Annotated in this window: 13 protein-coding genes; 4 read left to right on the top strand and 9 right to left on the bottom strand. The window is 71.4% G+C overall.

Translation table 11 applies throughout. From position 1 onward, the window contains the following. Nucleotides 1-83: 83 nt before the first annotated feature. The 3 genes from Dvina_RS53030 to Dvina_RS53020 form a co-directional block, all read right to left on the bottom strand. Nucleotides 84-893, bottom strand: a complete 810-nt coding sequence (locus Dvina_RS53030) for an endonuclease/exonuclease/phosphatase family protein (protein WP_223100031.1) — start codon at nucleotides 891-893, stop codon at nucleotides 84-86. A gap of 4 nt (nucleotides 894-897) precedes the next feature. Then, complete coding sequence (locus Dvina_RS53025) at nucleotides 898-1533, bottom strand: hypothetical protein (RefSeq protein ID WP_223100029.1); 636 nt, start codon at nucleotides 1531-1533, stop codon at nucleotides 898-900. Nucleotides 1534-1704: 171 nt separating this feature from the next. Next, complete coding sequence (locus Dvina_RS53020; protein ID WP_246655898.1) at nucleotides 1705-2685, bottom strand: TolB-like translocation protein; 981 nt, start codon at nucleotides 2683-2685, stop codon at nucleotides 1705-1707. A 168-nt stretch (nucleotides 2686-2853) separates the two neighbouring features. Here Dvina_RS53020 and fabG point away from each other — a divergent pair, with 168 nt between their 5' ends. From fabG to Dvina_RS53005, 3 genes are read left to right on the top strand one after another with little or no spacing between them, the layout of a single operon-like run. Continuing rightward, the gene (gene fabG, locus Dvina_RS53015) at nucleotides 2854-3618 is read left to right on the top strand and encodes a 3-oxoacyl-ACP reductase FabG (protein WP_223100027.1); all 765 of its coding nucleotides are present in this window, start codon (nucleotides 2854-2856) and stop codon (nucleotides 3616-3618) included. A 12-nt stretch (nucleotides 3619-3630) separates the two neighbouring features. After that, complete coding sequence (locus tag Dvina_RS53010; protein WP_223100025.1) at nucleotides 3631-4794, top strand: acyl-CoA dehydrogenase family protein; 1164 nt, start codon at nucleotides 3631-3633, stop codon at nucleotides 4792-4794. Then, nucleotides 4791-5828 (top strand): acyl-CoA dehydrogenase family protein, encoded by a 1038-nt coding sequence (locus Dvina_RS53005; protein WP_223100023.1) that lies wholly within the window; start codon nucleotides 4791-4793, stop codon nucleotides 5826-5828. Before Dvina_RS53010 ends, Dvina_RS53005 begins: the two co-directional genes overlap by 4 nt. Nucleotides 5829-5902: 74 nt before the next feature. Here the strand turns inward: Dvina_RS53005 and Dvina_RS53000 are convergent, their stop codons facing one another. From Dvina_RS53000 to Dvina_RS52985, 4 genes are all read right to left on the bottom strand, one after another. Then, the gene (locus tag Dvina_RS53000) at nucleotides 5903-6358 is read right to left on the bottom strand and encodes a MaoC family dehydratase (protein WP_223100021.1); all 456 of its coding nucleotides are present in this window, start codon (nucleotides 6356-6358) and stop codon (nucleotides 5903-5905) included. A gap of 66 nt (nucleotides 6359-6424) precedes the next feature. Then, entirely contained in the window at nucleotides 6425-9775 is a 3351-nt protein-coding gene (locus tag Dvina_RS52995) for a S8 family serine peptidase (protein ID WP_223100019.1), read from the bottom strand. Nucleotides 9776-9952: 177 nt separating this feature from the next. Continuing rightward, nucleotides 9953-10819, bottom strand: coding sequence for a mechanosensitive ion channel family protein (locus Dvina_RS52990; RefSeq protein ID WP_223100017.1), 867 nt, complete (start codon nucleotides 10817-10819; stop codon nucleotides 9953-9955). A 31-nt stretch (nucleotides 10820-10850) separates the two neighbouring features. Continuing rightward, nucleotides 10851-11027 carry a hypothetical protein gene (locus Dvina_RS52985; RefSeq protein WP_223100015.1) on the bottom strand — a complete coding sequence of 59 codons (177 nt, stop codon included), beginning with the start codon at nucleotides 11025-11027 and terminating at the stop codon, nucleotides 10851-10853. A gap of 42 nt (nucleotides 11028-11069) precedes the next feature. Between Dvina_RS52985 and Dvina_RS52980 the strand changes: the two genes are divergently transcribed. After that, nucleotides 11070-11765 (top strand): HAD family hydrolase, encoded by a 696-nt coding sequence (locus tag Dvina_RS52980; protein WP_223100013.1) that lies wholly within the window; start codon nucleotides 11070-11072, stop codon nucleotides 11763-11765. A 22-nt stretch (nucleotides 11766-11787) separates the two neighbouring features. Here the strand turns inward: Dvina_RS52980 and Dvina_RS52975 are convergent, their stop codons facing one another. Both Dvina_RS52975 and Dvina_RS52970 read right to left on the bottom strand, forming a co-directional pair. Next, complete coding sequence (locus Dvina_RS52975; RefSeq protein WP_223100011.1) at nucleotides 11788-12741, bottom strand: cobalamin B12-binding domain-containing protein; 954 nt, start codon at nucleotides 12739-12741, stop codon at nucleotides 11788-11790. Then, nucleotides 12738-13997, bottom strand: a complete 1260-nt coding sequence (locus tag Dvina_RS52970) for a PP2C family protein-serine/threonine phosphatase (RefSeq protein WP_223100009.1) — start codon at nucleotides 13995-13997, stop codon at nucleotides 12738-12740. Before Dvina_RS52970 ends, Dvina_RS52975 begins: the two co-directional genes overlap by 4 nt. Nucleotides 13998-14080 lie beyond the last annotated feature (83 nt).

Raw genomic sequence — 14080 nt, 5'->3', positions numbered from 1 at the left:
CCCAATCTACAAGGCGCCGAAGAATCGTAGTTATACGAGCACGCTTCGCAATCGCCACCGGTTAAGCGCGCCTGAGATCCAAATTAAGCGAGCGGAAGCGTGCCCGGGCGGCTACGCAAGGTCACGACGAGCGGGCGGTGATCGGAGAACGGCATCCGGGGACTGGCCACCTCGACGACCCGCGGCAGCCGGTCGAAGCCGCGCCGGTCGGCCAGGACGTGATCGAACTGGATCTGCGGCGCCGGGGACGGATAGGTCGGTACCCCCGCCAGCCGATGCCACCCCGAGAACAGCCGCGGCAGCCCGCCCGGCAGGTTGAGGTCCGCGAGCAGGATCCGCGGGGCCGGCAGCGTCCGCAGGGCCCGGCTCACGAGGTGGAGCTGGCGAATGTTCCAGCCGGGCACGAACGACAGGTGGGTCGTGGCGATCGTCACCCGCCCGATCGGCGTGGCGACCACCGCGGCCAGCAGCACCCGGGGCTCGTCGTCGAGCAGCATCATCCGCATCCGCTCGGGTCCCGGGATCAGGATGGGTGCGCGCAGCGGAGCGGCCGGCAGCCGGGTGATCCGCCACTCGAGCACCGGGTAGCGGCTGATCAGGGCCACGCCGTAGTGCGGATCGACCCCGTCGGCGTCCGCGTCGGTGGCGGCCCGGAAGGCTTCCCCCGGGGTGCCGACGACAGCCGGCACGAACATCGCATGCTCGGCGCCCAGGGCGTCGGCCGCGATGCGGGTCAGGTCGGCGTGGCCGCTGCGCGGCTGGGCCCGGTCGACCTCCTGGAGCCCGAGCACGTCGGCATCGAGCGCCGCCATCGCCGCCCCGATCCGTCCGGTCTCGACGAGCCCGTCGGTGATCGAGCGCCCGTGCATGAGGTTGAACGTCGCGAGCCGCATGCCTCTATCTTTGTCGCCTGATCTTCTCCACCGCCGCCCGGGCGATCGACTCGGTCTCGGCGCGGTCGACCCCGAGCTGCCCGAAGTGCACGATTGTGCAGGTCAGCGCGCCGACCCGGACCTCGACCAGGTAGCCGCTCATGGCGTAGGCATCGTCTCCGGTGCCGCCGCCGGCCGTCATCGTGAACACGTGCTCGTCTGCGCCGAGGCTCGGGAAGTCGGTGACCGGGGCGACGCTGACGCTCGTCGTGGCGCCCTCCCCGTCGGTGTCGGTGAAGCTGCGGCACGGCCCGGCCCGCTCGGCCAGCGCCGGCGCCTGCGTGCTCAGGCTCTCGGCCAGGAACGGCCCGGTCCCGCCGGCCTCGAACCGCGCCTGCTTGGCACCGGGGGCGGGGCCACCGTCACGGAAGTAGTCGAGGACCTCGTCGCACCCGGCGACGCTGGCGCTGCTGGCCACCGTGACCTCGGGCGTCGCATCGGGTGGGCTGGGGGAGTACCCACCAGGAAGATCTTTGGCGGTCAGCAGGGTTTCCGGTGGTTCCGCGGCGCTCGGGGCGGGCGTGGGGTCTCCGGTGCCGCCGCAGCCGCCGACGAGTGCAGCGGCACAAAGTAATACGGAAGGAAACCACCTGTGGCTCATAGTCGTCATGATGCTTGGTGTAAACCCCACAAATACGATAAATGCGGAGAACTCACGGCGCTCACGCGTCATGACTTCTCCGCATTCATCATGTGGTAGCGGCTGTCGGGGTATAAGTCGGATATGTCGCGACGCGCAGCGCCCGACATATCCGGGCCGGCGTGAGCGGCATCAGGGCGCGACGGTCGGCTGCGAGCCCTGGTGGAGCGGGGTGCGCCGGCCGGTGGCCAGGTTGACGGCGGTGATCCAGGAGTGGCCGTTGTACGCGGCGGTCAGGATGCCCTTGGCGGTGCCCGCGTAGACCATCTCGCGGTCGTCGGCCTTGCCCACCTGGTGGCGGTTCGCGCCCGTCGCGTCGGCCTCGGTGATCGAGACGGCCTTGCCCTCGGTGTCGTAGCTCGTCCACGCGACCTTCTTGCCGTCGGTGCTCCAGGCCGGCACCACGCCGAAGCCGCTGGCGCCGTTGCCGCCGCCGCCGTAGACGTCGATGGCGCGCTCGCCGCCGGTCGCGACGGTGCCGATGCTGAGGCAGGCGTCGGCGATGCTCTCGCACTCACCGCCGCGGAAGGCGATCTGGGTGCCGTCCGGGGACCAGGCCACGGCGTCGTCGGTGCGGAGGCGGTCGGCCAGGCCGGCGGCCGGGGCGTCGGTCGGGGTGCTGGTCGGAGCCGGGGCCGACTCGACCGGGGCCACCGCCGGGGCGGCCTGGTCGCGGCAGCTCTGCGGGAACAGCGGCTCGTCGCCGGTGGTGCCGTCGGCGGCGACGCGGAAGACCCCGGGGCCGCCGGTGCACGACAGCGCGGCGAAGGCGATCCAGCGGCCGTCGGGCGACCAGGACGCGCCGCCGGCCGGGCGGTTGCTGACCTGGTGCTGGTTCTCGCCGTTGGCGCCCATCACCCACACCGTGCCGCCGTGCAGGTAGGCCAGCCGGGTGCCGTCCGGGGAGTACCGCGGGCGGGCGTTGCCGTCGGTCGCGGTGAGCCGGACCTCGGTCCCGCCGGTGCTGCGGTAGATGACGCCGGCGCGGACGTAGGCGACTGTCTCGTCGCCGGTGGCGGCGTGGGCGGCGGTGCCGCTCAGGAGGGTGGTGAGGCCGGCGACACCGGCCAGGCCGGCGATCGTGAGCGCCTTCGTCATCGTCTTGCCGTTCATCCGTGCCCCCCGTTGTGCTGTCTCATCCGTGCGACGCCACGAACATCGGCGCAACCGTGCCGCACCTGAACGGTTCCCGCGCCGAAACCGGGATTTTTCCGCCTTGGGAAATGTGCACTCCTAGTGCATACTTTTCGAGACCCTGTCTCACGCGCGAGGATCGGAGACGTGACCTCTTCTGACCTGAATCGCGTCGCCATCGTCACGGGCGCCGCGCGCGGCATCGGAGCCGCCACCGCCATCCGCCTCGCCGCCGACGGGCACGCCGTCGCCGTGCTCGACCTGGACGAGAGCGCCTGCAAGGACACCGTCGAGCAGATCACCGCGGCCGGGGGCCGGGCGATCGCCGTGGGCGCCGACGTCGCCGACGCCGAGCACGTCGCCGCGGCCGTCGAGCGCACCGCGGCCGAGCTCGGCCCGCCCGTCGTGCTGGTGAACAACGCGGGCATCATCCGCGACAACCTGCTCTTCAAGATGACCGACGGCGACTGGGACGCCGTCATCGGCGTGCACCTGCGCGGGGCCTTTCTCATGAGCCGGGCCGCCCAGGCCCACATGACGCAGGCCAGGTGGGGCCGGATCGTCAACCTGTCCTCCTCCTCGGCGCTGGGCAACCGCGGCCAGGTCAACTACTCCGCGGCCAAGGCCGGCCTGCAGGGCTTCACGAAGACCCTGGCGATCGAGCTCGGCCCGTTCGGCGTGACGGCCAACGCGGTGGCGCCCGGCTTCATCGCCACCGACATGACGGCGGCGACGGCGGCCCGCATGAAGATCGATTTCGAGACGTTCCAGAAGGGCGCGGCCGAGCAGATCCCGGTCCGCCGGGTCGGCACGCCCGACGACATCGCGCACACGATCTCGTTCCTCGTCAGCGACGGTGCCGGGTTCGTGTCCGGCCAGGTCATCTACGTGGCCGGCGGGCCACTGAACTAGGGAGCTCTTCTTGTGAGTACAGCGGACCTGGCCCGGGAGTTCCTGGCCGCCCACTCCTTCACCGACCCGTTGGAGTTCCTGCGGGCCCGCTTCGACGCGGGGCTGGCCTGGGTGCAGTACCCGCCCGGCCTGGGCGGGCGCGGCCTCACCCGGGCCGAGCAGGTCGAGGTCGACCAGGTCTTCGCCGACGCCGGCGCGCCCGACAACAACCCGCGCCGCATCGGCATCGGCCTGGGCATGGCCGCGCCGACGATCCTGCGCCACGGCACCGACGAGCAGCGGCAGCGCTGGCTGCGCCCGCTGTGGACCGGCGAGGAGGTGTGGTGCCAGCTGTTCAGCGAGCCCGGCGCCGGCTCCGACCTCGCCGGTCTGGCCACGCGGGCGGTCCGCGACGGCGACGACTGGGTGGTCGACGGCCAGAAAGTGTGGACGTCGATGGCGCACGAGGCCCGCTGGGCGATCCTCATCGCGCGCACGGACCCGGCGGTGCCGAAACACAAGGGCCTTACCTATTTCGTACTGGACATGACAGCTGCGGGTGTGGAGGTCCGCCCCCTGCGGCAGATCACCGGCGAGGCCGAGTTCAACGAGGTCTTCCTCACCGGCGTCCGGATCCCCGACTCGGACCGGCTCGGTGAGGTAGGCGAGGGCTGGGCGGTCGCGCAGACCACGCTGATGAACGAGCGCGTGTCGATCGGTGGCCAGGCCGTCCCGCGCGAGGGCGGCACGATAGGCATCGTCGCCGACCTGTGGCGGGAGCGCCCGGAGCTGCGCTCGCCGGGCCTGCACGCGGTGCTGATGGATCTGTGGGTGCAGGCGGAGGCGGCCCGGCTGACCGGGGTACGCCTCCGCCAGCAGCTCGCGGCCGGCCAGCCCGGCCCCGAGGGCTCGGCGTCGAAGCTGCTCTTCGCCCGGCTCAACCAGGAGATCTCGGCGCTGGAGCTGGACCTGCTCGGCGAGGAGGGCCTGCGCCACGACGAGTGGACGCTGCGCCGCCCGCTCCAGGTCGACTTCGCCGGCCGTACCGCCGGCTACCGCTACCTGCGCGCGAAGGGCAACTCGATCGAGGGCGGCACCTCGGAGATCCTGCGCAACATCGTGGCCGAACGGGTGCTGGGCCTGCCACCGGAGCAGCGGGCCGACAAGGACGTCGCCTGGAAGGACCTTCCGAAATGACAGATCTCCTGTACTCCGCGATCGAGGAAGAGCTCCGATCGTCGATCCGGTCCCTGCTGTCCGACCGGGTGGACCTGTCGCGCCTGGAGACCGCGGACCCCGTCGACCTCAAGCTGTGGCGCACGCTCGCCGCCGACCTGGGCTTCGCCGGCCTGCCGGTGCCGGAGTCGGCCGGCGGCGCCGGTGCCTCGTGGCGGGAGACGGCAGTGGTCATGGAGGAGCTGGGCCGCTTCGCCGCGCCTGTCCCGTTCCTGGGCAGCGCGGTGCTGGCCACGGCCGCGCTGCCCGCCGACGACCCGCTGCTGCCGGAGCTGGCCGCCGGCACCCGGACGGCGACGCTGGCCGTGCCCCTGTCCACCTGGGATAGTCCACAATGGACTGTGAGTGGGGATCTCGTCGGCTCGGTGACGACGGTCGCGGATGCGCTGACGGCCGACGTCTTCCTGGTCCCGACGGACGCGGGGCTGTTCGCGGTCGAGGGTGCCGCACGCACGCCAGTGGTGTCGCTCGACCTGACGCGGCCGGTGGCGGACCTCTCATTCGACGGCGCTGCGGGCCGGCTTGTCGCGGCGGACGCGGGGCCGCTGGTGGAGCGGGCGCTGCTGGCGGGTGCGGCGATGCTGGCCTCGGAGCAGCTGGGCATTGCCGAGTGGTGCTTGACGACGACGGTGCAGTACGCGAAGACCCGGCGCCAGTTCGCCCGGGCCATCGGCTCCTACCAGGCGGTCAAGCACCGGCTGGCCGACCTGTGGATCGCGGTGACCGAGGCGCGCGCGGTCGCCCGCTACGCCGCCGACTGCCTGGCCGCCGACGACCCCGACCTGCCGGTGGCCGCCTCCCTGGCCCAGGCGTTCTGCTCACCGGTCGCGGTGAAGGCGGCGGAGGAGTGCGTGCAGCTGCACGGCGGGATCGGGTTCACGTGGGAGCATCCGGCGCACTGGTACCTGAAGCGGGCCCGGGCGAACGCGGTCGCTCTAGGGTCCGTGGCCCAGCACCGGGCGCGGCTGGCCGGCCTGGTGAACCTGCCGGGCTGATGCGGTGCGAACGCCCGCCCGCCGCCACGCGCGCGTCGGGCGGGCGGGCGGCGTTCAGACCAGGATCGCGGTGCTCAGACCAGGATCCGGGTGAGGGACTCCGCTACGCAGACGGGCTTCTCGTGGCCCTCGCGCTCGATGGTGACGCGGTTCTTCAGCTGGAGCCAGCCCTCGCCCTTGTCATCGGCCGCGAGGAGCTCGAGGCCCGCGCGGACCTTCGAGCCCGTCGGCAGGGGGGCCGGGAAGCGGACCAGGTCCAGGCCGTAGTTGATGCCCATGCGGATGCCTTCCACGCGGTAGATCTGCGCGGTAAGGGTGGGCAGCAGGGAAAGCGTCAGGAAGCCGTGGGCGATCGTCGTGCCGAACGGGCCCGCGGCGGCTCTGGCCGGGTCGACGTGGATCCACTGGTGGTCGCCCGTCGCCTCGGCGAAGAGGTCGACGCGCTCCTGGGTGACTTCTTCCCACTCGCTGTAGCCGAGGTGCTCGCCGACCGCGGCCAGCAGTTCTTCCGCGCTCGCAAAGGTCCGCATGGTCCTGATCCTCAAACGGCCGGCCCCCTTGTGCAAGAGGGCCGGCCGCTTTGTGAGCAACTTGGATCAGGTGCCGATGTGGTTGAGCTTGTTGCTGACGGTGATGGTGCTCTTGACGACCGTCGTGCCCGGTACCGCGGGCGAGCTGACGGACGACGTCACCTCACCGTTGCCGGGTAGCAGGCCGAACACCGTCACCGTGTAGGAGACCGACGCGCCGGGCACCGGGTCGGTGCTGACGACGCGCAGGTCCTCGGTCGGCAGGGTGTTGACCGGCAGGCCCTGGCCGCCGGTGCCGTTGAGGTTCTCGGCGCCGACCACCATGTCCTGCCCGGCCGGCAGGGTGGTGATGGAGGCCGGGTCGTAGGCGAACACGATGTCCTGGACGCCGTTGGTGCCGAGCCACACCTGGAAGTGCCGGGCGTTCGTGGTGCCGAAGTCGACCACGTCCCACTCGGCCACGATCCAGGTGTTGACGCCGTCGGTCAGGGTGCCGACGTACAGGCCGTTGCGGCCGGTGCCGTTGAGGTCAGTCCAGAACGGAGCCAGCACGTTGTTCGGCTTCGCCGGGTCCGGGATCGGGGTGATGCTGCAGCAGTTGTTGTTCTCGTTCGCATCATCACTGCCCGGGTACAGGTACCCGTTGGAGTCGACGGTGATCGACGTGTACGTGATGCCGTTGTAGATGAACGCGGGCACGTTGAACGTCGTCAGGTCCTCGTCGCCGATCGCGGTCGGGCTGATCCCGAACGCCGACAGCGGGAGGTAGCCGGCGATGGTGCCCGGCGTCAGTGACGGCGTGCCGGGAACCGCCCCGGCCAGTGCCGCGCCCTTCTTCTCCACCTTGAACGGGTTGACCACCGAGGCGCCCGTGGCTCCCGCGACCGGGAGGTTCAGCGACGTCGTGGTGGTGAAGTCCGCCGTGGTGTCGTTGAAGGTGCCGTTGGTCGCGGTGACCGTGCACTTGCTGGTCTGCAGGAGACCGATCTGGGTCGGCGTGCAGGTCTGGGTGACCTTCACGTCGCCCTGCTTGGGCACGAACGCGACGGGCAGGTGGAGCGTCGGGACGCCGCCGGTGACCGGGACGAGGCGGACCTCGCCGAAGTACTGGCCCTGGGTGGCGTTCGACTTGATGGTGATGCTCACCTGCTGGCTCTTGCCCGGCGCGACCGAGAACAGGGCCGGGGTCGCCGTGATCGACGAGCCGCTGGGCGACGTCGTCTCAACGCGGTACACAAGCGTCTTGTTCGTGACGTTCTTCGCGGTCCGCACCGCCGTGAGCTTGCCGGGCATGACCGGCGCGTTCACCGACGGCAGGTTGATCTGCACCGCGTTGACCGGGTCGTTGCCGAGGGCGAACATCCGGTCGGCCGTCTCGTCGAACGTCAGGCCGGGGGTCGCGGCCAGGTTGACCTGGACGCGGCCGGCACCGAGGTCGAACGGGTCGGCCGGGGTCACCCCGTCCTCCTTGAGGACCTTGGTGGTGGCCGTGGTCATCATCGCCGACTTGATCTGACCCGGGGTGAAGGCCGGGTTCAGCGCCTTCTCCAGGATCGCCGAGCCGGCGATGTGCGGCGAGGACATCGAGGTGCCGGCGATCGCCTGGAAGTACTGTCCGGGCGGGCCGACGGCGACGTCGTCCGGGGTCGGCGTGTTGCCGGCCAGGATCTGCGTGCCGGGCGCGGTGATGTCGGGCTTGATGAAGTTGCCGCCGGGGCCGCGCGACGAGAAGCTCGCCATCACGTCACCCTGCTGCGTGGCCTTGACGCCCTGCGTGAAGCTCGCCGTGACGTTCGGGTGAGCACCCACGTAGTTCAGGAACGGCTTGCCGTCGGCCAGGTGCACCGCCGGCAGCCAGTGGCTGTCGCTCAGTGTCTCGGCCGCCGGGTCGTTGTACAGGATCATGCCGACCGCGCCGCCGGCCTTGACCGTGACGCCCTTGAGGACCCGGTTCGGCCCGCGCTTGCACGCGACGATCTTGCCGTTGAACAGGCCGGCCGGAACCGGCTTGATGCAGAGCGGGTCGCTGTACGGAGCCGCCGAGGCGAGCACGACAGGCGTCTGTGCGGCGATGCCCGGCGTGATCGACGTGCCGGTCAGGGTCGCCCCCGAGCCGTCCGACGACTTCAGCGTGATCGTCGACTGGAACGCGCGCGTCTGAGTGGACGCGGCCACCGTGGTCACCCACGGCGACAGGTGGTCGGACGTGCTCGCCCCCGGGCCGCTGTTGCCGGCCGAGGCGGCGACGAAGACGCCGGCCTTGTACGCGTCGAAGAACGCCAGCTCCACGATGTCGGTGTACGGGCTCGCGCCACCCGAGATCGAGAAGTTGATGACGTTCACGCCGTCCTTGATCGCCTGGGCGACCGCGGCGGCGGAGTCGGTGCTGTAGCAGCCGGTGGCGCCACAGACCTTGTAGACCGAGACCCACGCGCCGGGCGCGATGCCGTTGATCGGCCCGCGCTCGATGTCGAAGATCTTCGCCGAGGCGACCGGGTCACCGGCGGCGGTCGACGCGGTGTGCGTGCCGTGGCCGTCGGAGTCACGGGCGGTGTACCCGTAGACCTCGATCGGCTGCTGCGCGTTGTAGGTGTCCAGGAAGCCCTGGCCACCGATGAGCTTCTTGTTGCACACGAACGGGTCGGCGGCCGGCGTGAGCGGGTTGTCGCCGAAGTTGCATGCGCGCGGCGTGCCGTCAGCCTTGGCGGGTGGTGCGCCGAGGTTGCCGTTGTCGGCGAAGGACGGGTGCTCCGGCCAGACGCCACTGTCGATCGAGCCGAAGATGACGCCCTTGCCGGCGTTCGGAGCGCCGCCGAGCTGCGGGTACACCTTGTCCGCGCCGATGAAGGCCGGCGAGGAGTCGGTCTGCGGCTGCCGGGCGGTGTCCGCCTGGACCGCAACCACGTTATCGATGGCCAGGATCGCGCCGATCTTGTTGGCCGGCACCGTGAGGGCCACGCCACCGTAGACCGTGCGCAGCTTCTGGCCGACCTTCGCGTCGGGGACCTGCTTCTTCAGTTCGGTGAGGAACTTGTCCTCAATTCCGGCGATTCGGTTCTCATAGCGCTTTTCGTCGGCGTTTCCGGACAGTGCCTTCCCGGTTACGGAAGGGCTCGTCGCGGCATATCCGGCAATATCGCCGGAATAGGTGGCCGTCGAGTCGTAGTCGAGCTTGACCGCAATCGACACCTTGGCCGTGTCGGAGCGGTTGAGCAGGCTCGGGTCGGTCTTGGCCATGCGGCTCGTCGGCGACTTGGCCGCCGAGGTCTGCTTGACCGCCTTGAGACTTTCCACGGCCTTGAAGCCGTTTTCCTCCGGGACTGGTGCCGCTGCGCCCGGGCTGGCCGAAGCCAGCACGAACAGTGGCGGAAGGAGTGCGCTCGCCAATGCGGCGTGCACCCATCTCCGTCGGACCATCGTGCCCCCCTTCGCTGGTGCTGGTGATGCCTCAACATGCCAGCTTTCGCACGGTCGGAAAAGGGGTCCTCACGCTGTGACATCGAATTGTGAAGGCGCGGTAGGGCAACGACGAGGGTCAGTCCGTTTTCGACACAAAAACGCCCCCACGACGGCGTGGGGGCGCTTTTACGGCATTTACTGCTGTCGTTCGTCACGCCCCGGCTGCGGGGGGATCACGACGGTGTCGTCGGGCGCCGGCTGTGGCACCACGACCGTCGGCACGTCGAGGCCGGGGATGGGCCCGGGCGTCGGAGGAACGATCCGCGGCGGTACCGCAGGTGCCGGCGACGGCTCCGACGGAGCACGCGGCTCCTCCCGCCGGGCCGCGGCGGCCGCCTGCAGCCGGGCCGAGACCTCCGGGGCCTCCCGCTCCATCCGGCCGAGCCAGCCCTCCCAGCGCTGCTGCATCGGGCGGACCAGGCCGCCGCCGACGCCGACGATGATGACGCCGGCCACCGTGGCCAGCACGGCGACGAGCACCGGCGTGGTGACGGCGGTGGCGATGCCGATCTGGTTGAGGGCGGCGATGATGCCGAGGCCGAGGATGAACCAGTAGCCGAGCGCCGCGAGCCCGCGCCCGTACGCGAGGCCGCCCAGCGCGCCGGCGACCAGGTCCCGCACGCCGGCCGCGATGGCCGCGGCGACCACCACGATCACGACGGCGACGACCGCCCGCGGCAGCCAGCGCACGACCGAGTCGATGAGCTCGGAGACCGGATTGGGCCCCCACACGCCGAACGCGATCTGCAGTGTGAAGAGCAGCAGCGCGTAGTACACCAGCTTGGCCAGCAGGTCGTTGGCGTCCGTCCCGGCCCCGGTCAGCGCCCGGCCGATCCCGCTGCGCTCGGTGAGGCGGCGGAACCGGAGGCGGTCGAGCACCTTGTGGACGGCGGTGCGGGCCAGCGTTGCGATAAGCCAGCCGGCGAGCAGGATGACCACGAACAGCAGCAGGGAGGGGACAAAGCGGACAACATCCCCGAGAGCGTCACGGACTGACTCCATGTCCGCAGGTCATGCCCCCGCGCAGAGGTCTTTACTCATCCATGCCGGCCAGCCCGCGCGGGCTTTCCCGCTCCCGTGCGTGTTCGGGCCCACCGGCCAGCTGCTCGGCGAGCGTGACACTGCAGTGCTCCGTGGCGAAGTCGCCGAGATCGTCCGCGTCGAAACCCGGGAACGACTCCACGACAACCGCTTGATCGGGCTCGGTCATGGATCCAGTGATACCCCCTGCTCCGGTGGGTAAGAGCCGCACATGACCAAACCCGTGACCGGTGTGCTCTTTGATGTGGACGGCACGCTCGTCGACAGCGTGTACCTGCACGCCGTCGCCTGGTGGCAGGCCTTCCGCCAGTACGACCACGACGTGCCGATGGCCCGCATTCACCGGGCGATCGGCATGGGCTCCGACAAGATCCTCGACGCGCTCCTGGGCCCGGACCACGACTCGTCCTCCGACGAGGCCCTCATAGCGGCCCACTCCGCGCTCTACGCGCCCCACTGGCCGGCGCTGCGCCCACTGCCCGGGGCCCGCCGCCTGCTCGACACGTGTGCCAATAGGGGCCTTTCGGTGGTACTGGCAACGAGCGCTTCCCGCCCCGAGCTGGACGCCCTCCTGCGCTGCCTGGACGTCGACAGCGCCCTGACGGCGGTGACGAGCGCGGACGACGCCTCGCAGAGCAAGCCGGCGCCGGACATCCTCGAGGTCGCGCTCGAACGCTCGGGCCTGTCGGCGGAGGAGACGGTCTTCGTGGGCGACTCCGTGTGGGACGTGCACGCGGCCGCGAAGCTCTCCATTCCGTGCATCGGCCTGACGAGCGGCGGGCTCTGCGCGGCCGAGCTGCTCGACCACGGCGCGGCCGCGATCTACGAGGACCCACAGGACCTTCTCGACCATCTGGACGAGGCCCTGACCTCCGCCTTCCGCAAGTCGTTGGCCGAAGCCGGCTGACCGCCGCCACCGCGGCGGCGGCTCAGGCGGTCAGGGCGGCGAGGTGGCGGGAGGCTTCGGGAAGGGGCTCGCCCACTGTGGCCCGCAGCGCCGTCCACAGCGACCCGACGGCGGCCGGGTCCTCGTTGCGGGCCTTGAACAGGGTGCTCAGCCAGTCGTCGGCCTCGTGCAGCAGGCGGGGGTCGTTCGTCAGCAGCGTGGCCGACAGCGAGTGCAGGGCGTGGTCCAGGGCGTCCTCGGCCAGTGGGGTTTCGCAGGGCCAGCGGCTGCGGGTGGCGGTGCGGAACTCGGCGAAGCGCAGGACCAGCTCGGCGTGCTCGTCCAGGCCGGCTCGGCGGACGATGGCGGGGTCCAGGGGCGGGGGCGTGATGGCCGCCAGGGCGCTCACGGCGGATCGGGCGTCCGGGGCCCAGGCGGTGGCGCCCAGAGCCTTGGCCCTGGTGTCGTCCGCGCCGAAGGCTCCGCCACCGACCAGCACCGGCAGCCCCACCTCCCGGGACGCGTCGATCATGCGGCGGGCGGCCGGGAGGGAGGCGGCGACCGAGCAGCTGATGGCCACCGCGTCGGCGTCCACGTCGTCCAGGAAGCGGGCGAACTGGGCCGGTGAGGTCGAGGCGCCCAGGAAGGTGGTCTGCCAGCCGGCCTCCTGCAGTGCGTACGCGACCAGGCGGGCCGGCAGCCCATGCCACTCGCGCTCGGCGCAGGCCATGACCACGTGTCCGCGGGTGCGGTCGGGCACCGGGATTCGGGCGCCCAGGGCCACGGCCACCGATTCGCTGATGGCGGTGGCGGCGTGCTCGTGGGCGACTGTCCACTCGCCGCTCGCCCAGCGCTGGCCGACCTCGTGCTGAGCGGGAGCGACGATGTCCAGCAGGACGTCGACCGGGCTGCGGCCGGCGTCGAGCAGGTCGGTGCAGACGCGCAGTGCGGCGGCGCCGTCGCGCTCGGCCAGGCACTGGAAGTACGTCCGCGTCATCCGGCCGTCCGCAGGTGGCCGGGCGCGCTGCGGGCGGGCCGGCCCGCCCGCAGGGCCAGCACCGCCAGATCGTCGCGCTGCGCGGCGCCGGCTCCCTCGACGACAGCTATCTCGACGGCCTCGACCAGGGCTTCCACGCCGGCCTCGGCGTAGCGCCGCAGGAGCGCGGCCAGTCGGCGGGTGCCCGAACGGACGCTGCGGTCGCCGGCCTCGGTGACGCCGTCGGTGTAGAGCACGAGGGTGTCGCCGACGGCGAGGTCGACGGTGGCCGGCTCATACGTGACGTCCTCGACCAGGCCCGCGGCGAGGCCGCGCACGGGGACGGGGGTGACGGTGCCGTCGGGGCGCAGCAGGAGCGGTGGCGGGTGGCCGGCCGAGGCGAGCTCGACCCGCAGGCCGGAGTCCAGGGTGGTGACGCGGCCGTAGAGGGCGGTGACGTACCGCCCGGTCGCCCCGGCGAGCATGGTGTTGAGCGCGCCGAGGACGGCCGCGGGCGAGCGGTCCACCGCCGAGGCGCCGCGGACCGTGTGGCGGGCCTGACCGGTGACGACGGCGGCCTCGACGCCCTTGCCGGAGACGTCGCCGAGGGTGAACGCCCAGTCGTCGTCCCGGCCCCAGACGTCATAGAAGTCGCCGCCGATCTCGGCGTCGCCGGCCGCGGGGCGATAGCGGGCGGCCAGCTCGGCGCCGCGCAGTTTCGGCAGCTCCGGCGGGCGGAGGCTGTTCTGCAGGACGCTCGCCACGTGCGATCGCTCGGTGTAGCGCCGCGCCGCGTCGACGGCCAGTGCGATCCGGACGGCCAGCTCTTCGGCGAGCGCCACGTCCTCGACGTCGAAGCCGAGCCCGGCGCGCCGGGCCAGGGTCAAAGTCCCGAATGTCGTACCCCGAGCGGTAAGCGGCACCCCGAGGACGTCTGCCGGCCGCAGGGCCGAGACCTGGCCGCGCATGGCGTCGTCGGGGACGAGGGCGGTCAGGCCGTCGGATGCGTCCCCGTCGAAGCCGACGTGCAGGAGCTCGGGGCGGCCGGTGACGAGCAGACGGGCGTGGGAGGGCGACGGCAGCGGGCGGCGGGCGGTGGTGGGCACGCCACCGTCGAGCAGCGACGTGTAGGTGGCCTCACCGCGCGTGAGGATCATCAGCTGGGCCCAGTCGGCGAGCTCGGGCACGCAGGCGGCCAGGGAGCGCCGGATGGTGTGCAGGAGGTTGAGTGATCCCGACACCTGTCTCCCGGCCTCGACCAGGTACGCAGCTCGCATGTCACCGAGTGTTCCGCGCCGGCCGATCGAGGGCAACCGCGCTGTGCGTTTGAACTCCACCGATTGGGTACCCCAAACTGTTG

The organism is Dactylosporangium vinaceum (assembly GCF_019904175.1).
Lineage (GTDB): Bacteria > Actinomycetota > Actinomycetes > Mycobacteriales > Micromonosporaceae > Dactylosporangium > Dactylosporangium vinaceum.
The sequence above is the reverse complement of the archived record's forward strand: the minus strand, read 5'-3'. Positions and strand labels throughout refer to the sequence as shown.